20 protein-coding genes are annotated in these 25583 nt (G+C 65.2%); 14 read left to right on the forward strand and 6 right to left on the reverse strand.

The annotated features are described in order from the left end of the window. Positions 1–62 precede the first annotated feature (62 nt). The 9 genes from VIM12_RS02915 to VIM12_RS02955 all read left to right on the forward strand — a co-directional run bounded on the left by VIM12_RS02915 (position 63) and on the right by VIM12_RS02955 (position 10770). The gene (locus VIM12_RS02915) at positions 63–677 is read left to right on the forward strand and encodes a TetR/AcrR family transcriptional regulator (protein ID WP_331940116.1); all 615 of its coding nucleotides are present in this window, start codon (positions 63–65) and stop codon (positions 675–677) included. A gap of 33 nt (positions 678–710) precedes the next feature. Beyond that, positions 711–1763 (forward strand): DUF3445 domain-containing protein, encoded by a 1053-nt coding sequence (locus tag VIM12_RS02920; protein WP_331940117.1) that lies wholly within the window; start codon positions 711–713, stop codon positions 1761–1763. Between the two features lie 75 nt (positions 1764–1838). After that, positions 1839–2006 (forward strand): hypothetical protein, encoded by a 168-nt coding sequence (locus VIM12_RS02925; RefSeq protein ID WP_331940118.1) that lies wholly within the window; start codon positions 1839–1841, stop codon positions 2004–2006. Positions 2007–2182: 176 nt separating this feature from the next. Continuing rightward, complete coding sequence (locus VIM12_RS02930) at positions 2183–3583, forward strand: caspase family protein (protein ID WP_331940119.1); 1401 nt, start codon at positions 2183–2185, stop codon at positions 3581–3583. Positions 3584–3589: 6 nt separating this feature from the next. Then, the gene (locus tag VIM12_RS02935) at positions 3590–5500 is read left to right on the forward strand and encodes an EAL domain-containing protein (protein ID WP_331940120.1); all 1911 of its coding nucleotides are present in this window, start codon (positions 3590–3592) and stop codon (positions 5498–5500) included. 2 nt (positions 5501–5502) lie between these two features. After that, positions 5503–7638 (forward strand): HlyD family efflux transporter periplasmic adaptor subunit, encoded by a 2136-nt coding sequence (locus tag VIM12_RS02940; RefSeq protein ID WP_331940121.1) that lies wholly within the window; start codon positions 5503–5505, stop codon positions 7636–7638. A gap of 124 nt (positions 7639–7762) precedes the next feature. Beyond that, positions 7763–7960, forward strand: coding sequence for a hypothetical protein (locus VIM12_RS02945; protein ID WP_331940122.1), 198 nt, complete (start codon positions 7763–7765; stop codon positions 7958–7960). A gap of 298 nt (positions 7961–8258) precedes the next feature. Further along, positions 8259–9512, forward strand: coding sequence for an MFS transporter (locus VIM12_RS02950; RefSeq protein ID WP_331940123.1), 1254 nt, complete (start codon positions 8259–8261; stop codon positions 9510–9512). 166 nt (positions 9513–9678) lie between these two features. Next, positions 9679–10770, forward strand: coding sequence for a glutathione S-transferase family protein (locus VIM12_RS02955; protein WP_331940124.1), 1092 nt, complete (start codon positions 9679–9681; stop codon positions 10768–10770). Positions 10771–11031: 261 nt separating this feature from the next. Here VIM12_RS02955 and VIM12_RS02960 read toward each other — a convergent pair whose 3' ends face one another. The 3 genes from VIM12_RS02960 to VIM12_RS02970 form a co-directional block, all read right to left on the reverse strand. After that, positions 11032–12738, reverse strand: a complete 1707-nt coding sequence (locus tag VIM12_RS02960) for a methyl-accepting chemotaxis protein (protein ID WP_331940125.1) — start codon at positions 12736–12738, stop codon at positions 11032–11034. A gap of 278 nt (positions 12739–13016) precedes the next feature. Next, complete coding sequence (locus tag VIM12_RS02965; RefSeq protein ID WP_331940204.1) at positions 13017–13457, reverse strand: chemotaxis protein CheW; 441 nt, start codon at positions 13455–13457, stop codon at positions 13017–13019. Between the two features lie 390 nt (positions 13458–13847). After that, on the reverse strand, positions 13848–15989 hold the full coding sequence (locus tag VIM12_RS02970) for a putative bifunctional diguanylate cyclase/phosphodiesterase (RefSeq protein ID WP_331940126.1): 2142 nt from the start codon (positions 15987–15989) through the stop codon (positions 13848–13850). A gap of 295 nt (positions 15990–16284) precedes the next feature. Between VIM12_RS02970 and VIM12_RS02975 the strand changes: the two genes are divergently transcribed. Beyond that, positions 16285–19023: a bifunctional diguanylate cyclase/phosphodiesterase gene (locus VIM12_RS02975; protein ID WP_331940127.1), complete on the forward strand. Its 2739-nt coding sequence runs from the start codon at positions 16285–16287 to the stop codon at positions 19021–19023. Between the two features lie 151 nt (positions 19024–19174). Here the strand turns inward: VIM12_RS02975 and VIM12_RS02980 are convergent, their stop codons facing one another. Beyond that, positions 19175–19798: a class I SAM-dependent DNA methyltransferase gene (locus tag VIM12_RS02980; protein ID WP_331940128.1), complete on the reverse strand. Its 624-nt coding sequence runs from the start codon at positions 19796–19798 to the stop codon at positions 19175–19177. Positions 19799–20147: 349 nt separating this feature from the next. Here VIM12_RS02980 and VIM12_RS02985 point away from each other — a divergent pair, with 349 nt between their 5' ends. Next, on the forward strand, positions 20148–20735 hold the full coding sequence (locus tag VIM12_RS02985; RefSeq protein WP_331940129.1) for a LysE family translocator: 588 nt from the start codon (positions 20148–20150) through the stop codon (positions 20733–20735). A gap of 7 nt (positions 20736–20742) precedes the next feature. Here VIM12_RS02985 and VIM12_RS02990 read toward each other — a convergent pair whose 3' ends face one another. Beyond that, positions 20743–21567 carry an AraC family transcriptional regulator gene (locus tag VIM12_RS02990; RefSeq protein WP_331940130.1) on the reverse strand — a complete coding sequence of 275 codons (825 nt, stop codon included), beginning with the start codon at positions 21565–21567 and terminating at the stop codon, positions 20743–20745. A gap of 242 nt (positions 21568–21809) precedes the next feature. Here VIM12_RS02990 and VIM12_RS02995 point away from each other — a divergent pair, with 242 nt between their 5' ends. Next, a complete protein-coding gene (locus VIM12_RS02995) occupies positions 21810–22037 on the forward strand; it encodes a hypothetical protein (RefSeq protein WP_331940131.1) in 228 nt (75 codons plus the stop codon). Positions 22038–22132: 95 nt separating this feature from the next. On the opposite strand, the gene VIM12_RS03000 is transcribed toward VIM12_RS02995, so the two are convergent. After that, positions 22133–23065 (reverse strand): LysR family transcriptional regulator, encoded by a 933-nt coding sequence (locus tag VIM12_RS03000; RefSeq protein WP_414691742.1) that lies wholly within the window; start codon positions 23063–23065, stop codon positions 22133–22135. Between the two features lie 109 nt (positions 23066–23174). Between VIM12_RS03000 and VIM12_RS03005 the strand changes: the two genes are divergently transcribed. Beyond that, positions 23175–24341 (forward strand): mandelate racemase/muconate lactonizing enzyme family protein, encoded by a 1167-nt coding sequence (locus VIM12_RS03005; protein WP_331940132.1) that lies wholly within the window; start codon positions 23175–23177, stop codon positions 24339–24341. Between the two features lie 227 nt (positions 24342–24568). Beyond that, complete coding sequence (locus VIM12_RS03010; protein ID WP_331940133.1) at positions 24569–25543, forward strand: tripartite tricarboxylate transporter substrate-binding protein; 975 nt, start codon at positions 24569–24571, stop codon at positions 25541–25543. The last annotated feature ends 40 nt before the right edge of the window (positions 25544–25583 follow it).

The following is a 25583-nucleotide window of genomic DNA, read 5'->3' on the forward strand; positions in this document are numbered from 1 at the left end:
GCAGGCGCGGGTAGAATAGGCGGCCACGGCCGATACAGGCGCACTGTACGCAATCCAGCACCATGCAGATATTCCCTACGGGCGACCAACGCTCCCGCCGCAAGGTGGACAAGCGGCGCGAGATCGCGCTCTACACACTGACGGCGCTTGCCGAACTCGGCTTTGCTCATGTCAACCTGCGGGAGGTCGCTGCCCGTTCCGGCGCGCGGCTTGGCAGCATCCACTACTATTTCAAGGACAAGACCGACCTCCTCGTGTGTGCGGTGCGGCTGTACAAGGACGCCTTCATTCATGAACTGGAGCAGCTGATCTGCCGGGCGGAGACGCCGCAGGCGCTGATCGAGCAGGGCAGCGCCGCGCTGGGGCAGGCAATCGAGGAGCAGGCCGATGTCCACCGGCTGTGGTACGACGTGCGGGCACAGGCGATGTTCGATCCGGCCTTCCGGCCTCTGGTGGAAGAGCTCGAATCGAAGCTGGTCGAGCTCACCGCGCGATTCCTCGACAGGTTGCAGGAATTCGGCATGAAGGGCGTGCCGACCGATGCGCTCGCCACGTACCTGTTGATGGACGGCTGGTTCCGCTACTGCCTGCAGCGTCATCTCGGCGGCGATACGGCATCCTGCAGCGAGCTGGTCCGGCGGCTGCGACAGATGATGGAAGCAGCGCATCCGGACTGAAGGCCCGGCATGCAGTCGGCGGTGGAGCAGCCCATGCGATTGCACGGCATTTTTCCCGATCATGTGGCGCCGGATGCGGCGCTGATCGCCACGCTGGCCGACGACCAGATGGTGCGCTATCGTGCAGTGCCGGATACCGTGATGATCAACCGCTGGCAGGACGACCTGCGCTGGCTGGCGGTCGACAGCAGCTATCCCGGGCAGATCGCGCGCCGCCGTGCCATCCTGCTCGACAAGCGCGACAAGGTCGTCGACCGCTTGCCCGGAAGCGAGGTGCGGGCGGCGGAGCGCGAACTGCGCGATGCCGTGGCGGCATCCCTGCTGGCCGACTGGCCGCGCTATTTCCGGCGCGACGGCGACAGGCTGGTTTCGTTGCTGACCGGTTTTGCCGTCGACCTGGGAGAGGAGGGGGCGGATCCGCTGCACGCGATCGCCCTGATGGCCTCCGAGGACATGCTGCTGCTGATGCCGGAGCAGGGGGCCGCCGACCCGGCCCCGAGATACGTGCTGAAGTCCGGGGCGCTGCTGTTTCCCAATGACTGGTCCCTGCGCAGCCATTTCGCGCAGGCCGAGCCCGACCGGTCGGACGCCGCCACCTGGAACGCCTGGGACGAACGGCGCCGGGCCAGCCTGCGGGCGGCGCGCCTGGGGAGGACGCCCAGGGAGATCCATGAAGGCCATGTGGCCCACTACGTCACGCACTTCGCCGACCGCGTCGATCGTTACTTCGCGCGTATGGCGCCCGGCAGCCCCAGCTGGCGGCGCAACTGGGGCATGCGCATGACCGGCGAGCTTTGCCTGCACTTCGACGAATCGACGCCGGGACCCGAGGCGAGCGCGGCCAACTGGGAAGCGTTCGGTTACCTGCGTTCGGAGCACGAGACCTTCGTGAAGCTGCCGGAAAGCGGCGCCGTCGCGTTCGGCATCAAGACCTTTCTCTGGAAGCTCGACGCGCTCGTGAAGAACCCGGTCGCTTTGCAGGCGCTGCTGGAGGCGGATGCACGCCTGGCGCCCCAAATGGCGGCGTACCGGGCGGCGCAGCTTCCCAGCTTCCGCCAGTTCCTGGCGCGCTACCGCACAGGGTAATGGCTCCCATAGACATGGCATGTACGCCGGGCGTCGATTGCGCTTTAATGGCGCATCAAAACTTTCTAACATCCGATGAACCAGTGGGGATACAAGTCCATGATGTACGCCGGGGCATTGCTCGGCGCGTTCGGCGTGGCGGCGGTCGCGGCTGACGTCGGCACGACCGGCGCAATCGTGTTCTGCGTCGGTTTCCTGGTCCTGCTTGCGGGCGTGGTCGGCTATCTCTGGAACGGCGAATAGGCGCCCTGTGCACGCCCCGGGCGGTTCATCGGCCTGTCGTGCCGGCCGCCGCGCCGCGCGCAGTCCGGCGCCCGGGTTTCCGGCGCAACAAACCGTTTTGCCTTTCTGGCCATAATTGCCGTTTGGAATCGTCGCACAGGGCATAATGCCGCTGTGAGACTTCCGACGCCTTCCCCATGCCGTTCCGCACCATCATTGCCGTACTGCTGATGGCAGTGTCCGCCTGTGCGGCCGGCGCCCAGGGAGGCGACATTCAGGGCGCGCGCAGCAGCCGGCATGCGCTGCTGATCGTGATCGGCAACTACGGAGGCGGCCTGCCGCGCCTCGCGGGCGCCGATCGGGACGCCGAGCATGCGAGGACCCTGGCGCGCTTGCTCGGCATCCCGCCCGAACAGGTGAGGATGCTGCGTGATCGGGACGCCGGCGCCGACGCGATCCGCCGCGCGGGCACCGACCTGGCGATGCGCATCGCCCCAAGCGACCAGGTGCTGGTGTATTTCTCCGGACTCGGCAGCAGCCGTGCCGATCTCGACCGGCCCGGCGGCTGCGAAGAGACCTTCATCGCCGCCGACGGCGCGCCGCTCGGGCACGGCGAACTCGCCGGCTATCTGTTGCCGGTTGCCGAGCGCGCCGACAAGACCATGGTGTTTTTCGATTCATGCAATACGGCGCCAGAAGGCGGTCGCGGCATGACGGCGCGGTGCCTGCCTTCGCCGGACGCCGCCTGCCGGCCCGGCAAGAACCGTCGCTGGCGCGGATTCGTCAATGAGCTGCGCAAGGGCGCCGTGCCGACGGCGAACATCATCGGTTTGTCCGCAGGACGGCCGGAAGACCCGGCCTGGGACGACGCCGCCAGCGGGGGCGTCTTTTCGAGCGGCGTGCGCGCATGCGCGGCGGCACCGGCGGAATGGGACAGCGACGGCTCCGGGGCGTTGTCCTTCACCGAGCTGGCGCGATGCACGCAGGGCCAGGTCGAGCGCCGCCTGCCTGCGGGACCGGAAGCAAAACCGCAACTGCATGGCAACCGCGCATTCGCTCCCCTTATGGCTGCCGGTCCAGCCAGCAGCCAGGCCGGTGCGCAAGCGTTGCTCGAAGACCTGCATGCGGGGCGCGACGGACGGCGGGAGCTGCTGCTGACGCCGGTCGTGGCGGCGGGCGGCGAGCTGCAGGCGCTCAATGTGCGGGCGTCGACGGTCGGCTACCTGTACCTGCTGGCCACCGAGCCGCAGGGCGGCTACCGCCTGCTGTTCCCCAATGCAGACGAGCGCGACAACCGCTTGCGTGCCGGCGCCAGCTTTTCCTGGCCCAACATTGGACGGCGCATCGCAGCGCGCGGCAGCGCCGTCCTGGCGATCGTCGCCGACAACCAGCGCGACCCCGGCCTGCTGCCCGACACCGGCCGTGCTGCATTCGCCGCCGACGCGGCCGGCCGGCAGGCACTCCACCAATTCGTCACCACCTCGATGCGCAGCGGCGATCCCGCCTGCCAGGAGAAAGGCAGCACGCGCAACCTGTCGCTGGCGCGCGCCTGCTCGGATGCCTACGCTGCCGCACTCATTGTCACCGACAGCCGCTGAGGACCTATGTCGCTTTACCGTCAACTCTGGATCACCGTCATTGCCTGCATGGCCCTTTCGTTCATCGCCAGCTTCGGCATCAGTGCGTACGGCGCGCGCAGCTATCTCGAGCAGCAGCTGGCCGTGAAGAACGCCGACGCCGCCGCCGCGCTGGCGCTGTCGATGTCGCAGCTGGGGAAGGACACCGGCACGCTGGAGCTGCAGGCCGCGACCCTGTTCGAGGGCGGCCAGTACGAGCTGGTGCGGGTGCGCGACCGCGGCGGCCGGCTGCTGGTCGAGATGCACGATGCCGCGCCGGCGCCGCAACTGCTCGCTGCATTGCTGCCGGTCCAGCCGCAGCCGGGCCGCGCCGAAATCGCCGACGGCCCTGTGGTATTCGGCACGGTCGAGCTGGCGAGCGTGCGCGACGCCGCCTACGCGCAGCTTCAGCGCATCGCCTTGCAGCTGTTCGCCGGATTCCTGCTTGCCGGCCTTGCCACCGGCTGGCTGTGCACCGCGGTGCTGCAGCGCCTGCGCCGGCCCCTGACGGCGATCGTCCAGCAGGCGCAGGCCATTGCGGAACGCCGGTTCGTGGCCATGCCGGAACCGGAAACCCCCGAGCTTCACGCCGTCGGCCGCGCGATGAACCAGATGGTCGGACGACTGCACCAGATGTTCCTGGAGGAGGGCAGGCAGCTGGAACAGATGCGGCATGCCGCCAACCACGACGGGCTTACCGGGCTGGCCCTGCGCGGCTTCTTCATGACGCGCCTGGCGCAGGCGCTGGACGCCGAGACCGGCCGGGACGGCGGCGTGCTGCTGCTGTGCCGGATCCGCGATCTCGCCGGCATCAACCGTCGCGCCGGACGCGAAATCGGCGACGGGCTGCTGGTCAGGGTGGCGCGCCTCGTCGGCGCCCGCGCGGAAGCTGCCGCAGAAGCCCAGGGCGCGCTGGCAGGTCGCCTCAACGGCGCAGACCTGGCGCTGCTGCTGCCGGGCGAGACGTCGGCCGCGGGGGCGGCCGAGGCGCTTGCGGCGCAAGCGGAGCTTGCAGGCCTTGCCTCGCTTGCCGGCACGCCTGCAGTAACCGCGATCAGCGCGGTGCGCTTCGAGTCCGGCGAGACGCCGGCCGCGGTGCTGGCCCGGGCCGACGCCGTGCTCGCCCGTGCGGAGGCGCAACCGGGCAACGCCGCCGCCGCCGAGGACGGCATACCCGTCTCCGGCATCCTCGGCGCCCGGGAATGGGAACAGCGCCTGCGGGCCGCGATCGGCGGCGGCCGGATCCGGCTCGCCCGCTTTGCCACCCGCACCCTGGATGGGCGCCTACTGCACCAGGAATGCTTCGTCCGTCTCGACCTGGACGGCAGCGGCGAGTGGTCGGCGGCCGGCCGCTTCATGCCGATGGTGGGACGCCTTGGCCTTGGCGCCGAATTCGACCTGGCCGTGGCGCAGGCGGTGCTGGCGCAGCTCGGGCAGGACCCGGAGCCGCTCGCGCTCAACCTGTCTGCCGACAGTCCGGGTATGCCCGGCTTCGTCGCATCGCTGCTGGCCCTGCTCGACCGCCATCCGGAGGTATTGCCCAGGCTGTGGATCGAGATTCCGGCGGAGGCGGGGACACGTCATCCGCAGGCGCTTACGGAGCTGATGCGCGGCGTGCGCGCCCGCGGCTGCAAGGCCGGCGTCGAACGCTTCGGACGCGACTTCGCCGCGATCGGCAGCCTGTACGCGCTGGGCCTCGACTACATCAAGGTCGATGCCGGCTTCGTACGGGAGGTGGACCAGTCCGTCGGCAACCAGCATTTCCTGAAGAGCGTGTGCGCGGTCATTCACGGCCTCGGCGGCATGGCGCTGGCCGAGGGCGTGCAGGGCGAGGCCGAGGCAGCCATGCTGCCGGCGCTCGGATTCGACGGCGCCACCGGGCCGGCAATCGGAAGCTGAACATGGACGCCGCACTCGCTTCATCGCCGCCGCCGGCACCGGTCCTGCCGGCACTGCGCCAGGACCTGCAGCTGCTGCCCGGACCGCCGCACGCGGACGGCGCGCCATCCTGGCGCGTCCACGACCCGGTGCGCAACCGCTTCTACGAGCTCGGCTGGCTCGAGTTCGAGATGCTCAGCCGCTGGGAGGCGGGCATGGAGATCGACGCGTTGTGCGCGGCGGTCGCGGCCGAGACGCCCTTGCATCCGGCAGCCGACGAGGCTGCCGCGCTGCTGGCCTTCCTGCGGCATCATCAGCTGGTCATGGCGGATGCCCCTGCCCGCGAGACCTTGCGCAAGCGCTGGATTGCCGCCCGTCCGCCCTGGTGGAAGCAGGCCATCCATCACTACCTGTTCTTCCGCGTCCCGCTGCTGCATCCGGATCGCTTCCTGGCACAGTCGCTGCCGCGCGTGGCGCCTTTCTTCACCCGCGGCTTCCTCGCCGCGACGCTGCTTGCCGGGCTGCTCGGCCTGTACCTGGCAACCCGTCAGGCGGACGCGCTCGCCTCATCGTTTTCGTACTTCTTCAGCCTGGAAGGTCTGCTGTACTACGGCATCGCCGCCACGTTCGCCAAGGTGATCCATGAACTTGGCCATGCATACACTGCCAAGCGCATGGGCCTGCGGGTGCCGACGATGGGCGTGGCCTTCCTCGTGATGTGGCCGATGCTGTACACCGACACCGGCGAGTCGTGGAAGCTCAACCTGCCGTCACGGCGCTTCGCCATTGCCGCCGCCGGCATGGCCTCCGAGCTTGCGCTTGCCGCATGGACCACGCTGGCCTGGGCGCTGACGCCCGACGGCGGGCTGCGCAGCATGTTCTTCCTGCTCGCCACATCGACCTGGGTGCTGACCCTGGCCATCAACGCCAGTCCCTTCATGCGCTTCGACGGCTATTTCCTGCTGTCGGACGCGCTCGACATGCCCAACCTGCACGAGCGCAGTTCCGCGCTTGCCCGCAATGCGTTGCGGCGGCGCCTGTTCGGCCTGGAGGAGCGCGATACCGAGCCGACGATGAGCGACGTGCGCAAGCGCGCGTTGATTGCGTTTGCCTACACCACCTGGATCTACCGTCTGGTGCTGTTCATCGGCATCGCCTTGATGGTGTATCACCTGTTCTTCAAATTGCTCGGCATCTTCCTGATGGCGATCGAAATCGGCTGGTTCATCGTCCGGCCGGTGTCCGTGGAGGTAAAGGCATTGTTTGCGAAACGTTCCGAGTGGCGCCTCGACCGGCGTGCGTGGCTTGCAGTGGCGGGACTCCTGCTCCTGTTCCTGTGGCTGGTGCCGCTGTCCAGCCAAGTCAGCGCGCCGGCCCTGCTCCGGGCGATACAGTCCACCGCCATCTATCCCGCCAGTCCGGCCCGGGTGGCGCAAGTCCATGTACGCGCCGGCCAGCAGGTGGCCGCCGGCGCGCCGCTGCTGCGGCTGGAGTCGCCGGAACTGGTCAATCGCCTGCAGCGTGCAAGGTTGCGCGCCGCAGGCCTGAACCAGGAGCTGGCGCGGGTGTCGGCCAATCCGCTGCAGCGCGAGCGCAGCCTGGTGCTGGAAGAACAGCTGGGCGAAGCGCTGGCCGACGAGGCTGGTGCGGCCGAAGAGCTCGCGCGCCTTTCCGTCACGGCGCCGCATGCGGGCATCGTGCGCGACATGCCGCCGGACCTGCTGCCCGGCCGCTGGGTGCAGGCCCGGCATCCCCTGTTGCACGTGGTTGCCGGCCAGGCCGGCGAGATCGATGCCTATGTCGATGAGCAGCTGCTGCAGTCGGTAAAGGTCGGCGACAGCGCGCGCTTCTACCCCGAGCTGGCCGACGTGCCGGTGCTGCGCGGCACGGTCGTCGCAGTCGACCCGGCGGCAGGGCGCATGGTGCCACCCTTGCTGGCATCGCCCAACGGCGGCGAACTGGCAGCGACGAGGCTGGCCCAGGGCGGGCTGGTCGCGCACGAGGCGCTGTACCGGATCAGGATCCGGCCTGACGACGATGCAGGCGGCGTACCGATGGTGGTGCGCGGGAAGGTCAGGCTGGAGGCGGGATGGCACGCGGTCTTGCTGAACAACCTGTCGCGTATACTCTCGGTGCTGGTGCGGGAGGCAGGATTCTGAGCGGGCGGCGGGGACGGGGCACTGCTTCGCGGTCGGCCGACAGCCGTTGGAAACCGACGCACAGCCGCCGGCCTGTCCCGTCGCTGTCCGTGGCGGCAACCGTACAACGACTTTCGAGGATGAAATGCACTGGGACTTGTCCGATTTTGCGGTTGCCGCCGTACTCCTGGCCAGTACGTTTGTCCTCTACCGGATGTTGGCCATGTTCATCGTCCGTCCCCGGTATCGGGCCGTCCTTGTCGCCGTGCTCGCAGCGGCGCTATGCCTCGCATGGGCGGAACTTGCGGTCGGCGTGTTCGGGACGCCGTTCTCCGGGACCTAGCTGACGGCGCCGGGGCGTCGCGCAACGGCGTCTGCATTGCCCGGCGCCGAAATGCGCAGTCGAGACAGGAATGCGTGCTTCCCCTCGAACCGGCGCCTGCGGACGACGCGTCGACGGCGGGCGCGCAGGCCGGATACCGGCGGCATCCGGCCGTCCCCGGATTCGACCGTACCGGTCACGGCGCCGCGCCGCGCGGGACAACCGGGGGCGAACGCATCCACACGCCATTTGCTACACTCTAACAACGTTCAAACTGCCCTGGACCAGGCTGCCCGTATCCTGTTCCTCGTCACCCTCCATGACTTCTCGATCCTGGTACTTCGGCTGGAACATCGTGGCCGCCTCCACCCTGCTCACCACGCTGACCGTGGGCATGCGCCTCGGCATCGGGCCATACTTCCTGCCGATGGTCGAAGACCTCGGGTTCAGCCGCAGCCTGCTGGCGACGATCATCGGCATCGGCATGCTCTGCTATGGCCTGGCGATGCCGCTGGCCGGCTACCTGGTCGGGCGTTTCGGAACGCGCTTCGTGCTCCTGCTCGGCACCGCGATCGTCTTCGTTTCGGTGATCTGGACAGTGACGGCCCGCACGCCGCTTGGCTTCCTGCTCGCGTTCGGCGTGCTGATGTCGGCAGGCCTCGGCTTTACCAGTCCGGTCGCGCTGACGCCGATCATCAGCCGCTGGTTCACCCGCCAGCGGGGCATGGCATTGTTCTTCCTGTCCACCGGTTCGATGGCCGGCATGGCGATCCTGACGCCGGTCCTCACCTCGGCGATCCATTGGATGGGCTGGCAGTCGACGCTGGTGGCTTTTGCAGTCGTGTTTGCCCTGATCACCGTGCCGGCGGCATTCTTCGTCATGCGCGAGGACGCGCCGGCGAACACCGACCTGCTGCCCGAGCAGATCAGTGCGAACCCGGCGGCAGCCAAGGTTGCTTCTACGGGGCTTTCATTCAGCGCAGCCGTGCGCACATCGCCTTTCTGGAAGATCGTGGCCGGCCTTTTCGCCTGCGGCTTCAGCATGAATCTGCTTGGCACCCATGGCGTGCCGATGCTGATGGATCACGGCTTCGACGCGATGACAAGTTCTTATGGAATCGGGGTAATCGGGCTTGTCGCCATTCTCGGTACCCTGGTGCTGGGCAGGATTTCGGATCGCGTGCAACGCAGGAACATCCTCGGCATCATCTATCTTGTCCGCGGCCTCGGTTTCTTTGCGCTCCTGCTGGTCGGGACGCAATGGGAGCTGTACATCGCCGCCGCCATCGGCGGCATGGTCTGGGCCGGCAGCATCGCCACGTCCTCGGCCATGCTTGCCGACATCTACGGCGTGCGCCTGGTCGGCGTCCTGTACGGCACGGCCTATCTCGGCCACCAGGTAGGCGCCATGCTCAGCTCGTGGCTGGGAGGCTGGGGTTTCGAGCAGTTCGGGACCCACTGGGTCGCGTTCGGCAGTTCCGGCGTCCTGCTGCTGATCGCGGCAGCCGTTTCCTTGCGCCTGCCGCTGCGGGACTTCAAGCTGATGGCAGCACCCATGCCCGCCAGGGGTTGAGGTTGGCGCGGCAGTGCAGGTGATGGTCGCGCCGAAGACGTCCGCGCCCGATGAACCGGACAGGCCGGGCTCCGCTTTGGCTCCATGCCTTTCACAATTACTGCACGGTCGTGCTTTTTCTTGTAGCATGGATGCCAGCGTGAACGCGATGCGAACCGGAGACATCATGCAAGACCCGAAGTACAAGCTGTACGGCGCGGACATCAGCTATTTCACCGGCAAGGTGCGCGCCTACCTGCGCTGGAAGAACATCGCGTTCGAGGAAGTGCCGGCAGATGCGCGGGCATTCAAGGAGATCATCCTTCCCCGCGTCGGATTTCCCGTCATCCCCGTGGTCATTGCGCCCGACGACGCCTGCCTGCAGGACAGCACCGAGATTATCGACATGCTGGAGTCACGCATTGGTGGCCCTTCCGTCTATCCCGCGACGCCGCGGCAGCGCCTCGCCGCCTTGCTGCTGGAAGTCTACGGCGACGAATGGCTGGTGATACCGGCGATGCACTATCGCTGGCACCACAACAGGGAATGGGCAATCCGCGCGTTCGGCGCCCTCAGCGCCCCCGACGCATCGCCGGAGCAGCAACGGGAGATCGGCGCGCGCCGCGCGGAACCATTCGCCAATGCTGCCGTGCTGCTCGGCGCCGAGCCGCACATGCATGCGTCCATCGAATCGTCCTATGAAAGCCTGCTCGCAGAGCTCTCCGCGCATTTCGAACACCATCCTTTCCTGTTCGGCGACCGTCCGTCGATAGGAGACTTCGGTCTGTTCGGCCCGCTCTACGCCCATCAATATCGGGACCCCGCGAGCGGAGAGCACATGCGCAGGACTGCGCCGCGGGTGGCGCAATGGGTCGAGCGCATGCAGCAGCCGGTTCCCCTGGCCGGCGACTTCCTGCCGCGGGACGACCTGCCGGCGACGCTTCTTCCCGTGCTGCGCCGCATGTTCAGCGAGCAGCTTCCGGTGCTCGCGGAGTCCGCCCGGCTGGTGCGGGAGTGGATGCAGGCACATCCCGGCGAGAACTTGCCGCGGACGCTCGGCATGCATGCATTCTCGCTTGGGGGGCGCGAGGGAAAGCGTATCGTTCGCCCATACAGCCTGTGGATGCTGCAGAGGGCAAGGGACTGTTACCTCTCTCTCGACGAGGGGGGCCGGCGCGAGGCCGATGCCCTGCTGCGCGCATGCGGCGGCGATCGCTTCATCGATTTCGACGACCCGCCGCGGCTTGCTCGCGCCGGATTGAGCGTGAAGCCGGCCTAACAAGGAATGGTAGCGCTCCCGCCGGCCGGACTTCCGGGATGACGTGCTGGCGCCGCTGAAGTGGGCCTCGGAGAGTGAGGCGAAGCGGCGCCGAATGCGGGGACGTTGTCTGTCCCTGCGACGCAATCTGCGCCTGTACGCAGCCACCGCTTGCCGTGGACGCAGAGGCGCAATGGCGTTATCCGGGGCGGTTCGACCGAGACGGTTTCCGCCGACCGGGTCTCCCACCGCCACCCAGGCGGCGGCAGACCCGCCTTCGTATCAGAACTCTTCCCAATCGCCCGCTGGATGCGTCGTCTTCGGCAATGCAGGCCGCTGCTTCATTTGCCGGTCCTGCTTCACCGGAGGCCGGTGACCGACGCTGCTTACCGATTTCTGTACCACGGCGTGCGTCTTTGTGGGCACAGACGTCGCGGACGCTGCACCATCGATGCGGAATACTGCCACTGCCTGCGCCAGTTTCGCCGCCTGCTCCTGCATTGCGGCCGAGGCGGCAGCGGCTTCTTCAACCAGTGCCGCGTTCTGCTGGGTCACCTGGTCCATCTGCGTCACTGCGCCGTTGATCTGCTCGATGCCGGAGGTCTGCTCCTGGCTCGCTGCCGCTATCTCGGCCATGATGTCGGTCACGCGCTTGACGCTGTCCACGATCTCGGACATGGTCGTTCCGGCATTGTTCACCAGGGCGCTGCCGGTCTCGACCTTGGCCGTCGAATCCTCGATCAGGGCCTTGATTTCCTTGGCTGCCGCTGCCGACCGCTGGGCAAGGGTACGCACTTCGGAGGCCACCACCGCGAATCCCCGCCCCTGTTCGCCGGCCCGGGCGGCCTCAACCGCCGCATTCAGGGCGAGGATGTTGGTCTGGAAGGCGATGCCGTCGATGACGCTGATGATGTCGGCGATCTTGCCGGCCGACGCATTGATCTCGCCCATGGTGCTGACGACCTGCGCGATGACTTCCCCGCCCTTCAGCGCGACCGAGGACGCGGTGTTGGCCAGCGCGTTCGCCTGGCGGGCATTGTCCGCATTCTGCCGGACCGTGGAAGTCAGTTCCTCCATCGAGGATGCGGTCTCCTCGAGCGACGAAGCCTGCTGCTCGGTCCGCGACGACAAGTCCTGGCTGCCGGCGGCGACCTGCGCGGACGCCGTGGCGATCGTGTCGGTGCTGGTGCGTACAGTGGCAACCGTACTGACCAGGCTTTCGTTCATCGCCTTGAGGGCCTGCAGCAGATTGCCCATCTCGTCGCTGGTGCGGACCTCGATCCGGCTGGTCAGGTCGCCGGAAGCGACCGTGTTGGCGATCTTCAGCGCTTCATCGACCGGGCGCACGATCGATCGCGTGATCCAGAGTGCGATCCACGCGGCGAAAGCCAGGATCGCCGCGCCAAAAGCGAGCATCATGTTCCGCGTGCTGGCGTAGGTTTCCGCCGCTTCCGTCGCAGCCGACGTGGTGATGTCCGTCTGCAGCTTTATCTGCTCGGCGATCAGGCGCTTGTAGTTCGCCAGCACCGGCCGCAGGTCGTTCGCCAGGTATGCCTTCGCGTCGTCGAGCGCCGCGGCCTGGATCTTCTGCAGCAGTGCTTCCTGGCCGCGCTGGTATTGTTCATCCGCTGCGGCCATTTCCTTCAGAAGGTCCTGTGCCTTGGGTACCTTCAGCGTGCGCTCAAGCGTCTGGAGATGGGCCTTCGATTCCTGGCGCGACGACAGGATTTCGTCAATCTGCTTCTGGCGGTCCGCCTGGTCCTCATTCAACATCATGTTTCGCAGCGCAATGGCAATGTCGTTGATCTCGGTCAGCAACGCATTCGCGGTGGCGATTTTCGGTAGGCGATCGTTTGCGATCACGTCCGTGCTCTGATTGATCCGGCCGAGCATCGTGATGCCGACGCCCATGCAGATGAGGAGAAACAGGCCCATGATGCCGAAACCGATTCCCAGCCTGGTGCCAATCTTAAAATTGGAAATTTTCATATCCCTGTCTGCAACTGTGTTTGCCCGCTGCTTTGCGCGGAAATTGATAAGGTCATGCCCGAGCAGCCGGCGACCGGTTGCGCGCACATTCCATCGTTTCATGGATCAGTGCGTCGCAAGGTCGCGACTTACTCCCGTTTGCGACCGCCGGCGATTCCGGGGCGCGTTGTATGTGGTGCTTTTTGGCCGTGTCTGTCCGCTCTCCCCAATGCTGTTTCCTTTGATGCGGGAAAAAACGCACAAGCGTCGGAACCGGTGGCGGTTCTTCCCGGTCGGGTCTAGCGAAGCAAGGCGCCGGAACTGCCGACGTCGATGTCAGCCAGGAGGCGGTCGATGTCCAGCAGGATCAACATGCGCTTTTCCAGCGTGCCAAGTCCGATCAGCGTCTTTGCGTCGAAGGCAGCAACGACTTCAGGCGCGGGTCTGATCTGTTCGGTGGTCAGCGCGACGACGTCCGACACGCTGTCGACCACGATGCCCGTCACCCGCTCGTTGCAGTTGACGATGATGACAACGGTGGTCGCGTCGTAGGTAGGGGTTCCCGTGCAAAAGCGAACGCGCATGTCCACAATGGGAACAATCACGCCGCGAAGATTGATGACCCCTTTCAGGTATGACGGGGACTCCGGAATGGCGGTAACGGCTTCGTACCCGCGGATCTCCTGCACCTTGTGTATGCCGATGCCGTACTCTTCGCTTCCCAATGTGAAGGAAAGCATTTCGCTCACTGCGTTTTCTGCTGCCAGTTCCACGTCAAAACCTCAATCCAGCAGGCACCGCCCCTGCACTCAATTCTGTAAAGCAATTTACTGCACCTGAAAGGGGAATTGGAAGCCGAACGCACAATACTGGTGCGACAGTGTTGCATGTAGGCAACGTCACGCGTCTTGTAACGGGGTAGGGCAGCGCCGAGTTGCAACGATGCTTGCTTGGATGTTCGGTTGGGCGACGGGCTTTTTCCTGCCGGTCGCGACCGGACCGATGCTGCCGGCCAGGTGCAAGTGAAGGAGCGAGCGAAGCGATCGCTGGATCGGCGGTCGCAGCGGAACGGGAAGCGTCTTCTGCCGTGGGAGGGGAACGCCGCCGTCCGGCCGAACGGGCTTCGCCGCTCAGCGGATGAGCAATTGCTCGAACACTTGCGGCGGCACCGGCTTGGAAAACAGAAAACCCTGTCCGTAGTCGCAGCCTGCAGCAGAAAGTATGGCCGCCTGTTCCGGCTTCTCGACGCCTTCGGCGATGATTTTGAGACCCAGCCGGTGGCCCATCGCTATCATCGATTCGGTAATTGCCCTGCTGCCTTCACTGCATTCGAGGTCACGCACGAAGCTCTGGTCGATCTTCAGGTAGTCGATGTCGAACCGCTTGAGATAGGCCAGCGATGAGTAGCCGGTTCCGAAGTCGTCGAGCGCCACCTGAACCCCGGCGTCCCGGTAGCGGCTAAGCGTCTCCGCAACCTGTTCGGATGCATTGAGAAGCACGCCTTCGGTGATCTCGACGACGATGCTGCCGACCGCCGCGCCATGCTTCTCGAGCACATGTATCCAGTTCATCGGCAGTGGCCGATGGAATTGCACGGGCGAGCGGTTGATGCTGATTTCAATGCTCTCGCCCGATGTTTCTCTCCAATGCGCAGCCCACATGGCGGCTTCCGTGAATACCCAGTCCCCGATCTCGTGTATCAGTCCGGAATCCTCCGCGGCCGGAATGAAGCGGTCAGGACTGATGAAGCCATGCCTGGGATGCAGCCACCGCAGCAACGCCTCGGCCTTGACGATGGTTGAGGAAGACAGGTCGACGACGGGCTGGAAGTGGAGCAGCAGCTGGTCGGAAGCGAGGGCGGTTCGCAAGTCGCGCAGCAGCCTTGCCCCTTTCTGGGCGTCATGCCGCATCTGTTTGTGAAACATCCGGTACTGGTTCTTGCCCGCGTATTTGGCCGCGTACATCGCCTGGTCTGCGTTGCGTATCAACCCTTGGGCGTCGGCCGCGTCGGCGGGGTAGCGGGTGACGCCAATGCTTGCGCTGATGCGGATGGTTTCGCCCTTGATCCGGAACGGTTCGTCGAGGCGTCCGATGATCTTCTGCGCCACGCTCTCGACCTTTGGATACGCATGCAGGTCGGTCAGTATCACCGTGAATTCATCCCCGCCGAGGCGCGCGACCGTGTCCCCCTCGCGCACGCAATTGACCAGCCGGTCGCCAACCTGCATCAGCAAGCGGTCGCCGGCCTCATGACCCAACGAGTCGTTGACCTCCTTGAAGCGATCCAGGTCGATGAACAGGAGCGCGACCTGGTCACCCTCCCGATGTGCCTTGCGCACCTCCTGGGCGAGGCGGTCCTGGAACAGGCGGCGGTTCGGCAGACCGGTCAGCGGACAGAAGTTGGCATGGCGCCAAATCGCTTCGTCGGTCTGCTTGCGTTCCGAGATGTCGCTCATGGTCCCGGTCAGCCGCGTGGCAAGACCTGCATTGTTCCGGGCGACGATGACACCACGCGAAAGCACCCACTTGTAGTTGTTGTCCTTGCAGCGAAGACGGTATTCCATGTGATAGGGCGCACCGGTCTGGACCGTGTGCATCAGGGCGTCCATGGTGGCGTCACGGTCCTCCGGATGGATGCGCCCGGCCCATTCCTCGAGCCGGTTCGGGAAATCCACCTCCTCATAGCCCAGGATATCCTTGTAGTGCCGCGACAGTTCGACCTCGCCGCTGGCAACATCCCAATCCCAGACGCCGTCCCGCGCGCCCTCGATGGCCAGTTTCCAGCGCTCCTCGTTGCGGCGCAGCGCCTCCTGCATGACGTGCTGCTCCGTTACATCCTGTCCCTGCAGGAAGATTCCGGTGACTCTTCCATCGGCATCAAAGAGCGGCTGGTAGACGAAATCGATGTAGCGCTCCACCTCGGGCGCGTCCCTGGATGGCTGGAAGCGGATGCGCCGCTTGTGACCGACGAACGGTCTGCCGGTGACATATACATCGTCGAGCAAGGGAAGATAGCCCTGTCCTTCCAACTCGGGAAGCACTTCCCGAACCGGCCGCCCGATCAAGTCGTCGTGCCCCACCAACTGGCAGTACGCCCGATTGACGACTTCGTACACGTAGTCCGGACCGCGCAGAATGGCAATGAAGCCGGGCGCCTGTTCGAACATCATGCGCAGGCGCGCCGCTTCAGCGTCGGCCGGGAGGCGGGCCTCGCCGCCGCCAGCGGCACCATGACCGTCCGGCGGCGCGGATGTTGAATAGTCCCCCTGCATCGCGGTCTCCTGTGCCTGTGCTGACTCGCGCTCCGGATTCGCAGGCGATATCCGGATAGAGAATGGCGGGCGGGGCAAGTTCCTCGACCGTGCAGCGGGAAGTTGACGTGCTCAGGTCAGGTGCAGGCGCAGCAGCGGTTCCGGCGCCGCCGGGCGCAATGCGGGGATGGCGGCCCGGGACACCTGACGCAGAAAACCGACGCATCGGCGCTTTCACCCGACCGTTCCTCGCCAAACCCGCGGCTTATCGCATAAGATGTTGCAAACGTGCAACTCCTACGAATTTCGTTTCAACATGAACAATTGCGACAAGGGCGCCTTCTTCCAGCCTTGGAAGCCCGGATGGCTCACCCGCGACAAAAGGCGCTTTGTGCGGCGACAGGCGGCTTCGCTCGTCGTCTGGCCCGTCGTATCGCTGGCCCTTGGGGTGCTGCTTTGGGTTGTGCTGTTCTCGATGCTGGATGCGGACCGGCAAAGGATGGAAGACGATGCCCTCCGCCAGGCAACGCTCCTCTCTGCCACCTACGCGCAGCAGATCGGGCGGAATGTGGCGCAACTGGACCAGTTGACGTCGGTGCTGAAGAGCGTCTGGGAAAACGCAGAAAGCATGCGCACGCTGGAGGAGATCCAGAAAAAGACCGGGTTCATCGATAACACGATACTCGGCATATCGGTGGCCGACACGGACGGGATCGTCACTTCGACCACGATCCCCGGCGCGTTGGGGAGGTCGGTCAGTGACCGCGACGACTTCAGGTTCCACCAGTCGCATCCCACCCCTTCACTGCGGATCGGCCCGCCGCTGAAAAGTCTCCTGCCTGAAACGGAAATCGTTGTCCTGTCCAGGCGGCTGGATCATCCGCGCGGCGGTTTTGCCGGCGTCATCTGGGCCTCGATCGACGCGGCGTTTCTTGCGGACTTCACGAACAAGTCCTCGCTCGGCGCCACCGGCGTGCTCGCGCTGGTCGGGCAAGACGGCGTGCTGCGCGCCGCCAAGCTTGGGGGAACGGTAGAAAGCGCGCTCCGCCCCAAGGTGATCCAGCCGGATTTCCTGCGCGCGGGGCCGTGGATACAGGGAGTGAGTCACGCCAGCTGGTTCGCGGATGGAATCCGGCGCTACCTTGCATCGGAACAGGTGCCCGGCTATCCCCTGGTCGCCGTCGTGGGCCTTGGTGCCGAGGACGTGTTTCGCCCCTTGCAGGAAATCGAGGCGAACTACCGGCGCATCGGGGCGGCAGGAACCGCGGTGTTCATCTTGTTCGCGATTGCCGCCACGGTCATGTCGCTGCGGCTGGCCTGGCGGAAGCACTGTGAAGAAACCATCCGCAGCACCTACCGCATCGCGACCGAGGGCGCGAAGGAAGGTTTTTTCATGTGGAGTCCCATCTACGGCAAGGGCGACAGCATCGTGGACTACGAGATGGTGGACTGCAATGAGCGGGGAGCGTCGTTCTACGGGCTGACGCGCAAGGACCTGATCGGGTCGCGCCTGCGGCAGCTGTACAGCGGCCCTTTGCTGCAGGAGCTGCTCGGCGTCGTGACGAACGTGGTCGAGCATGGTTTTCATGAGGAAGAGTACAAGACCCGAAGCGACACGAAGCTGGACGCGACGTGGATCAACCGCCGGTTCGTGCGGGCAGGAGAAAACATCGCAGTCACGATCCGGGACATCGGCGAGCGCAAGCAGCTCGAACAGGAGAAGAGCGTCCTGGCCGAGCAGGACACGCTTACCGCGCTGCCGAACCGCCACTGGCTGTCGCGCTATCTGCCGCTGGCGCTCGAGCGCGCCGGTCGGGAAGGGCGGTTCCTCGCCACCCTGTTCGTCGACCTGGACAAGTTCAAGATCGTCAACGACTCCTGGGGGCATTCCACAGGTGACCAGTTGCTGCAGGCCGTCGCCCACCGCATGCAGACCGTGTTGCGACCGGACGACAGGATCGCCCGCTTCGGCGGCGACGAGTTCATCGTCTTGCTGGAGAACATCGAACGCGAGGCGAACGCGGCAGAGGTGGCGCAACGCATTGTCGACGCGCTGGCGCAGCCTTTCCACATTCATCGGCAGGAGTTCCTGATCGGTACCTCGATCGGCATCAGCCTGTATCCAAGGGACGGGCAAGAGGCCGAGACCCTGATCAGGAACGCCGACATCGCGATGTACAACGCAAAAGCCGACATCGGCATGCGCTACCACTTCTTCAGCGATGCACTGTTCGCGCGCCTGCAACGCCGCTGGGAAACCGAGCGCGAACTCGCACGCGCCACAGAGAATGACGAGTTCATCGTGCACTATCAACCGCGGGTGAGCCTGCGAAACGGAACGCTCGCGGGCCTCGAGGCACTGGTGCGCTGGCAGCATCCCGTCCGGGGGATCGTGTACCCGGGCGACTTCATTCCCGCGGCGGAAAGCACCGGCCTCATCCTCCGTCTCGGAGAAATCGTGATGGACAAGGTTGGCGCACAGCTCGCCCAGTGGCGGGCAGAGGGCATGCCGCTGGTCCCCGTGTCGGTCAATATCTCCGGCAAGCAGTTCAACGACGGCAGCGTGACGGGCCTCGTGGAACGCTGTCTGCAGCAGTATGGCTTGCCGGCCTCCACCATCGAGGTCGAACTGACCGAATCCACGATGGCCACGAATGCGCAGCAGGTCGCCCATGAGCTGGCAGCATTGAGGGCAATGGGGGTGTCGGTTCATCTTGACGACTTCGGCACCGGGTATTCCTCGCTTGCGATGCTGCACAGCCTGGACGTCGACGTGTTGAAGGTCGACCGCGCATTCACGTCACGCCTTGGGCGGGCGGAAGAAGGCGAGGTGCTCTTCAGGGCGATCATCTCGATGGCGAAGGCGCTGGAGATGAAGGTGATTGCCGAGGGCGTCGAGTCCGACGGGCAGTTGCGGATTCTGCAGCAACTCGGTTGCGAGGAAGTACAAGGCTACCTCATGTCGGCACCGCTGCCCGCATCGGAAGTGCGCGCTTTCCAGGTACCCGTTTTCGGCCAGGCGGAGGCTGCCCGTGCTTCTGCTTGCGATCATTGAAGGACGCCCGGAGCACGTTGCCTCTGTCGCTGCCCACCCATGCCGAAGAGGGGATGCGGTGGCATCGGCGAACGCCATGCCGAACGGCATCGGACGCATCGCGCGCCGGCGGGCAGGGCTGCGGTGCATCGCAGCGCATGCTACCCCGGGCTCAAGCTTGCGTCGACCGGAAGAGACGCTGGACGATGACGCAGAGATGCTTCTGCGGATGCTGATCGAACTCGAGGTGTCGGCAGACACAACCCGCGTCCGAGACAGCGTCGAGCAGACCGGGAATGCCGAGCGTGCTGTAGTAGACCTCGGGACCCATTGCTGAATCCACATGCTCCCCGGCTTCATCGAGCCCGCCCGCAGAGAAGATGAACACGCCGCCGGCTTCCAGCGCGCCCATGAGCTTCAGCATCAGCGCCCGCTGGTGTTCGAGTCGAACATGCCAGATGCTGTCCCACGCGGTGATGAAGTGATAGCGATGCTGCGGCTGCCATGTGCAGACATCGGCATGGTGCACGGTTACCGCCGGGTCCGCTGCTTCAGCCAAGGCCACCATGCGCGCGGAGATATCGATGCCCTCGATCTCCAGTCCACGTTCATGCATCAGCGCGTTGAACCGGGTGTTGCACCCGCAGCCGACGTTGAGCGCCCGACCGCCGGCGCCGTCGGCGAGGAAGTTCAGCGCGCGCTTGTGCTGGTGAACGCCATCGGTCCGGCTGAACCGTTCGTCCAGCCAGCGTTCGGCCAGTCGATCATAGGCAGAGGCAATGCCGGCGTGCTGCATGTGAAGCTCCCAGGCCGGAATGGAATGGAAAGGCTGCTTGCACAACCCCGGTCCGGTCTGCCCGGGGACATGCCTGTGAAGGCTGAAAATATACCATTGCGCTGCGTGCGGAAAAACAGGAGTGCAGTCGAAAGCCGATCGCCGACCAGCTTCGGATGGAAGGTATGCACCCGCGTCCGGCGCGTCGACCCGCGCCAGGCCGGGCCGTGCGTCTCTCCGGCTGCGCAACGCGGCCAGCAGGAAGCAGGGAGCAGGGAGCAGGGAGCAGGGAGCAGGGCAATTTTCTTCAATACGTACGCATCCGTCCGCGATATCGTCCGCCGTGTCCTTCACTTGCACGGGTATGTAGATGAACCTGATTGCCTCCATGGCGGCCTTTGCCCTGGCTGCTTCGATCTCACCGGGTCCGGTCAACATTGTTGCTCTCGGCAGCGGCGCCCGCTATGGCTTCACCGCCAGTCTGCCCCACGTCACCGGCGCAACCATCGGCTTTTCCCTTCTGCTGCTGCTCACCGGACTCGGGCTGCACGAAATGATTGTGCAATGGCCGCAATTGACGGAGGCGATCCGTTGGGCAGGCGCGGCGTTCCTGCTGTATATGGCCTGGCGACTGGCCATGGATTCCGGCGAGCTGGACGCCGGACCCGCGACGAGGCGCCCCTCCATTGCGCAGGGCGCGGCCATGCAGTGGTTGAATCCCAAGGCCTGGCTCGCTTCGGTCGCCGGCATGGGCACGTATGCCTCCGGCGGCGATGCGGCCGCGGTCTGGCTGTTCACCGGCGTCTACTTCGTCATCTGCTACCTGTCGATTGCCAGTTGGGCCTGGGCCGGCAGCTTCCTCCAAGACTATCTGCAGGAGTCCGCCCGGGTTCGTTTCTTCAATCGGGTGATGGCGACGATGATCATGCTGAGCGTGGTCTATCTGATTGTCGCCTGAGGTCCGCTCAGCCGCGGTATTGTCCCGGCGTCGCCGCGGTGAGACGCTTGAATGTGCGCTGGAAATGGGCCTGGTCCGCGAATCCTGTTTCCAGTGCGACCTGGGCGATCGGAAGTCCTTCCCGCAGTCGTGCCTGGGCGTGTTGAATGCGGCGGTTCGTCTGGTACTCGTGCGGTGCGACGCCATAGCGCTTCTTGAATGCGCGAATAAGATACGAGGACGAAAGCTTGGCGGCGGCGCAGATAGCATCGAGACGGAGCGCTTCCGTGAAGTGCGCATCGATATACTGCGCTGCACCTTCGATTTTCCGGCCGGCGTCGGGCGGGTCGATCGCACCCGGCGCGAGGTCGCGCGCCAACAAGGCCGCGTAGTCGGTCACCGCGACCTCTCTCGCCAGCCGATCGCTGTCGGAATCGGTCAAGGTGGCGAACAGCTGCTCGCCGGCGCTGGCAAGATGCGGCGCATGCGTCGCGGCCGTTGTATAAGGACGAAAGGCGCCGTCGGCATCCCCTCCGCACTCGGCCTGTACCCGCCCGAACCACGCCGTGTCGAAATAGAACATCAGGTATGACCAGTCCGTCCCGTCGACGGGATTGCACACATGGATATCGCCGGGGTTGATCACCACGAGCGTCCCTTTATCGACTTCGACGGCCGTCGTGCCGTTGAGGTAGCTGCTCCGACCGCCCGTGATGATTCCGACCGAAAAGGTGTCATGCCAGTGACGCGCATACCGCAGTTCGCTGCCGTGCCGCACGAACCGCGCCTCGATGTACGGCAACTCGACGTCTCGCCAGAATTTCTGTTGCGCTTTGTGATTGTTGTTTTGCATGTGCCGATTCCATGGCGGTTGTCGGGAAAATATCGCGTGTCCGCTCCTGCCCGGTGGGTCCGCCGGCGGCTAGACGATCACCCAACGGCGTCGTCCGCCTCTGCATGACTGAACACGATCTGCCTCAAGCCGTAGCGCGATTGTTCCTGCCGCCGGCAAAGACCAGAAAAATATACACATTAACGCGGACCTGCTGCAACGGCTGCATGGCAAGGGCATCCTCATCGACGTGCCGGCGTGCAATGCATGCATTGCTGGCACCGGGTTGGCTGCCCTGCGCCGCGGGCAGGGACGGCAACTGCAAGGTCGAGCGCAAATGGGAAAAGAGCGGGGAATACAAGGAAGAGCGAAAATGCGAGGGGCCGCGTCAGGGCGCCTACGAACAGGCGCCCGTGTACGTTCCTGCGCCTCCGCCGGTCGTCGTCGAGCCCGGCATCACCATCCACGGCACCGTGCGGATTCCCCAATGATCCGCAGGCAGGCGTAGCACCCTCCGACCATCGGGCAGGGCCTGCGGCAGACGAACGGTCTCCGCCTGACGGATACGTCTGCATCGGTTGTGCGGTCAGGTCTCTTCCGCCGGGGCGATGGGCTTGAACGGCCTGCGGAAATGCGTCACCAGGAAGTCGATGAACGCCCGCGTGCGGATGGACTGGTTGCGGCGGCTGGGGTAGTAGACGAACAGGTCGGCCGCAGGCAAGGCGAGTTTCGGAAGCACGACCTTCAGCCTGCCGCTTTCGACATACTTCGCCAGGTCCCATTCCGAGCGTATCAGGATGCCGTGCCCTTCCAGCGCCCAGCCGAGCGCGATATCGCCGTCGTTGCTGGCAAGCGTTCCGCGCACCTTGACGGCTTCGGTGTGTTCGCCGCTGACGAAGCGCCAGACGCCATATGCATCGTCGTTCTGCCTGTGGATGATGCACCGGTGGTCGGCCAGGTCGGCGAGGGAGGCCGGCTCGCCGTGGCGCTCGAGGTAGGCGGGCGACGCACAGAGAAATCGCCGGTTGGACATCAGGCGCCGCGCGTTCAGCCGCTTGTCCGGCAGGGCGCCGAAGCGGATGGCGAGATCGAACCCGCGCTCGACGAGGTCGACGGGGCCATCCGTGACTTCCACCTGCACTTCGACATCCGGATATTGCTTCGCGAACGCCGAGACGAGGGGCGCGATCGTCGTGCGGCCGAATCCGAGCGTGGCATTCACGCGCAGCAGGCCTCGCGGGGTCGACCTTCCCGACGTCACCGCTTCCTCCATCTCCTCGATCTCATCCAGGATGCGCGTCGCGTGGGCAAGGAAGGTTTCGCCTTCGCTGGTCAGGCTGATGCTGCGCGTGGTCCGGTTGACAAGCCGCACCCCCAGCCGGCTTTCCAGCTGGGCAAGGCGCTTGGTCGCGGCCGGCGGCGTGAGATCGAGCGCGCGCGCCGCTGCCGAGAGACTGCGGTGACGGGCGATCAGGACAAAGAACCCCAGGTCCGCCGAGATATTGGTTTTCACCGTCATTCACTTTTCAATTGAAATCCAGTGAATTCTAAACATCTTTTCCAGGACTATGCTGGTCACTCCTGCAGCGCGTCCCGCCCGCGCGGCGAGACATCATCTGGAGATTCCCATGCGTATCGTTGAAATCCGCGAGAAAACCGTTCCGATCAGCTCACCCATCCGCAATGCCTACATCGACTTCAGCAAGATGACACTCAGTCTGGTTGCGGTCATCACCGATGTGATCCGGGACGGCAAGCCGGTCGTCGGTTACGGATTCAACTCCAACGGCCGCTACGGCCAGGGCACCCTGATGCGGGAGCGCTTCATCCCGCGCCTGCTGGAAGCAAATCCCGACAGCCTCGTCGATGCCACCGGCAACAACCTGGATCCGGAAAGGATCTGGAACACGATGTTTACCAATGAAAAGCCGGGCGGTCACGGCGAGCGCTCGGTGGCGATCGGCACCATCGACATGGCCGTCTGGGATGCGGTCGCCAAGATCGAGGGCAAGCCCTTGTTCCAGCTTCTTGCAGACCGTTACGGAAACGGCAGGCCCAACCGGAAGATTTTTGTCTATGCCGCCGGCGGGTACTACTATCCCGGACAGGACCATGGCAAGCTCAAGGACGAGATGCGCAGCTATATCGACCGCGGATACACGGTGGTGAAGAAGAAGATCGGCGGCGCTTCGCTCGACGAGGATCTGCGCCGGATCGATTCCATCCTCAGCGTGCTGCAGGACGGGCAGAAGCTCGCGGTCGACGCCAACGGTCGCTTCGACCTGGACACCGCCATCCAGTATGCGAAGGCGCTGTCCCGGTACGACCTGTTCTGGTACGAGGAGCCGGGCGACCCCCTGGATTTCGAACTGCAGGCGACACTGCGCAACTACTACCCGAATCCGATGGCGACCGGCGAAGACCTGTTCTCGATGCAGGATGCGCGCAACCTGATCCGCTACGGCGGCATGCGGCCCGACCGGGACTGGCTGCAGTTCGACTGCGCGCTGAGCTACGGTCTGGTCGAATATCTGCGTACGCTCGACATGCTGCACCAGCACGGCTGGTCGCCCAGTCGCTGCATTCCGCACGGCGGCCACCAGATGTCGCTGAACATTGCCGCCGGCCTGGGCCTCGGCGGCAATGAATCCTATCCTGACCTGTTCCAGCCGTACGGCGGCTTCCCGGATGGCGTCAAGGTCGACAACGGTTACATCACGATGCCGGACCTGCCGGGCATCGGCTTCGAGGGCAAGGCCGACCTGCACGCCGAGATGCAGAAGCTGTCCGCCTGAGTGGACGGGCGGTCCTGCCGGCGGCCGGCACGACGGGCAGGATGCCGTATCCGAATCACGCCCGGATAAGCGGCAATGGCGATTGCTTCAAGACGTGCCGGGGCCGGAACAATGGGATCAAGCAGCTGCGAACCGGCAGGAAGACCGGTGAAGGCGACCGAGGACGATCGGCTCTTTCCGCAACCTTCCCGGCATCGGGCCGGGAAACTCATCAAGGAGACATAGGCATGAAGATCAAGCGCGCAGGATCCCTCGTCTGGCTGGCCCTGGCGGCAAGCCCGGCATCGTATGCGGCGGACTTCCCGGACAAGACGATCACGCTGATCGTGCCATTTGCGGCCGGCGGACCCACCGACACCATCGCGCGCCTGCTGGCGCAGGCCATGGGCAACAACCTGAAGCAACAGGTCATCGTCGAGAACGTCGGCGGCGCCGGCGGTACGATTGCCGCGGCACGCGTCGCCCGGTCCAATCCGGATGGCTACACGATCTTCATCCACCACGTCGGACATGCCACCGCGCCAAGCCTGTATCGCAAGCTCAACTACAGCAGCATCGACAGTTTCGAGCCGATCGGTCTGGCGACCGATGCGACGTCGACGCTCGTTGCGCGCAAGGATTTTCCGGCGAAGGACGTCAATGAGTTGTTGTCCTACCTGAAGGCAAACAAGGAGAAGACGACCCTGGCGAACGCGGGCATCGGGGCGGCCTCGCACCTGTGCGGCATGCTTTTCATGAGTGCCATCGGCACCGAGCTGACCACGGTGCCGTACAAGGGTACCGGACCGGCCATGAATGACTTGCTGGGCGGCCAGGTCGATCTGATGTGCGACCAGGCGACCAATACGCTCGGCCACATCAAGAGCGGAAAGGTCAAGGCCTATGCGGTGACGTACAAGACGCCGGTCGCCAGCCTGCCCGATCTTCCTCCGCTGGCAAGTGCGGGCCTGCCGGGATTCGAGCTTTCGGTCTGGCATGGCCTGTACGCGCCGAAGGGGACGCCGGCCGCCGTGGTGAACAAGTTGAGCGGTGCATTGCAGTTCGCGGTGAAGGATCCCACGGTCAAGCAGCGGCTGGCGGAACTCAGCACGGATCCGGTCGCCGAGAATCGGGCAACGCCGGATGCGCTGCGCGCCCACCTCAAAGCCGAGATCGACAAGTGGGGCCCGATCATCAGGAAGGCCGGCATTTACGCGGAATAAACAGGCGCGGGTCGACCGGAGGGGTGGGAAGGGGCTACGC

The sequence above is a fragment of the Noviherbaspirillum sp. genome (genome assembly GCF_036563305.1).
Taxonomy (GTDB): domain Bacteria; phylum Pseudomonadota; class Gammaproteobacteria; order Burkholderiales; family Burkholderiaceae_D; genus Noviherbaspirillum.

Bases quoted from the DNA above. Each gene is read 5' to 3' on its own strand.
- VIM12_RS03000 (WP_414691742.1), bottom strand. From the start codon at position 23,065: ATGACGGTGAAAACCAATATCTCGGCGGACCTGGGGTTCTTTGTCCTG.
- VIM12_RS03010 (WP_331940133.1), top strand. From the start codon at position 24,569: ATGAAGATCAAGCGCGCAGGATCCCTCGTCTGGCTGGCCCTGGCGGCA.
- VIM12_RS02985 (WP_331940129.1), top strand. From the start codon at position 20,148: ATGAACCTGATTGCCTCCATGGCGGCCTTTGCCCTGGCTGCTTCGATC.
- VIM12_RS02960 (WP_331940125.1), bottom strand. From the start codon at position 12,738: ATGAAAATTTCCAATTTTAAGATTGGCACCAGGCTGGGAATCGGTTTC.
- VIM12_RS02980 (WP_331940128.1), bottom strand. From the start codon at position 19,798: ATGCAGCACGCCGGCATTGCCTCTGCCTATGATCGACTGGCCGAACGC.
- VIM12_RS02935 (WP_331940120.1), top strand. From the start codon at position 3,590: ATGTCGCTTTACCGTCAACTCTGGATCACCGTCATTGCCTGCATGGCC.
- VIM12_RS02995 (WP_331940131.1), top strand. From the start codon at position 21,810: ATGCATGCATTGCTGGCACCGGGTTGGCTGCCCTGCGCCGCGGGCAGG.
- VIM12_RS03005 (WP_331940132.1), top strand. From the start codon at position 23,175: ATGCGTATCGTTGAAATCCGCGAGAAAACCGTTCCGATCAGCTCACCC.
- VIM12_RS02990 (WP_331940130.1), bottom strand. From the start codon at position 21,567: ATGCAAAACAACAATCACAAAGCGCAACAGAAATTCTGGCGAGACGTC.
- VIM12_RS02920 (WP_331940117.1), top strand. From the start codon at position 711: ATGCGATTGCACGGCATTTTTCCCGATCATGTGGCGCCGGATGCGGCG.
- VIM12_RS02930 (WP_331940119.1), top strand. From the start codon at position 2,183: ATGCCGTTCCGCACCATCATTGCCGTACTGCTGATGGCAGTGTCCGCC.
- VIM12_RS02940 (WP_331940121.1), top strand. From the start codon at position 5,503: ATGGACGCCGCACTCGCTTCATCGCCGCCGCCGGCACCGGTCCTGCCG.
- VIM12_RS02915 (WP_331940116.1), top strand. From the start codon at position 63: ATGCAGATATTCCCTACGGGCGACCAACGCTCCCGCCGCAAGGTGGAC.
- VIM12_RS02955 (WP_331940124.1), top strand. From the start codon at position 9,679: ATGCAAGACCCGAAGTACAAGCTGTACGGCGCGGACATCAGCTATTTC.
- VIM12_RS02975 (WP_331940127.1), top strand. From the start codon at position 16,285: ATGAACAATTGCGACAAGGGCGCCTTCTTCCAGCCTTGGAAGCCCGGA.
- VIM12_RS02945 (WP_331940122.1), top strand. From the start codon at position 7,763: ATGCACTGGGACTTGTCCGATTTTGCGGTTGCCGCCGTACTCCTGGCC.
- VIM12_RS02965 (WP_331940204.1), bottom strand. From the start codon at position 13,457: ATGCTTTCCTTCACATTGGGAAGCGAAGAGTACGGCATCGGCATACAC.
- VIM12_RS02925 (WP_331940118.1), top strand. From the start codon at position 1,839: ATGAACCAGTGGGGATACAAGTCCATGATGTACGCCGGGGCATTGCTC.
- VIM12_RS02950 (WP_331940123.1), top strand. From the start codon at position 8,259: ATGACTTCTCGATCCTGGTACTTCGGCTGGAACATCGTGGCCGCCTCC.
- VIM12_RS02970 (WP_331940126.1), bottom strand. From the start codon at position 15,989: ATGCAGGGGGACTATTCAACATCCGCGCCGCCGGACGGTCATGGTGCC.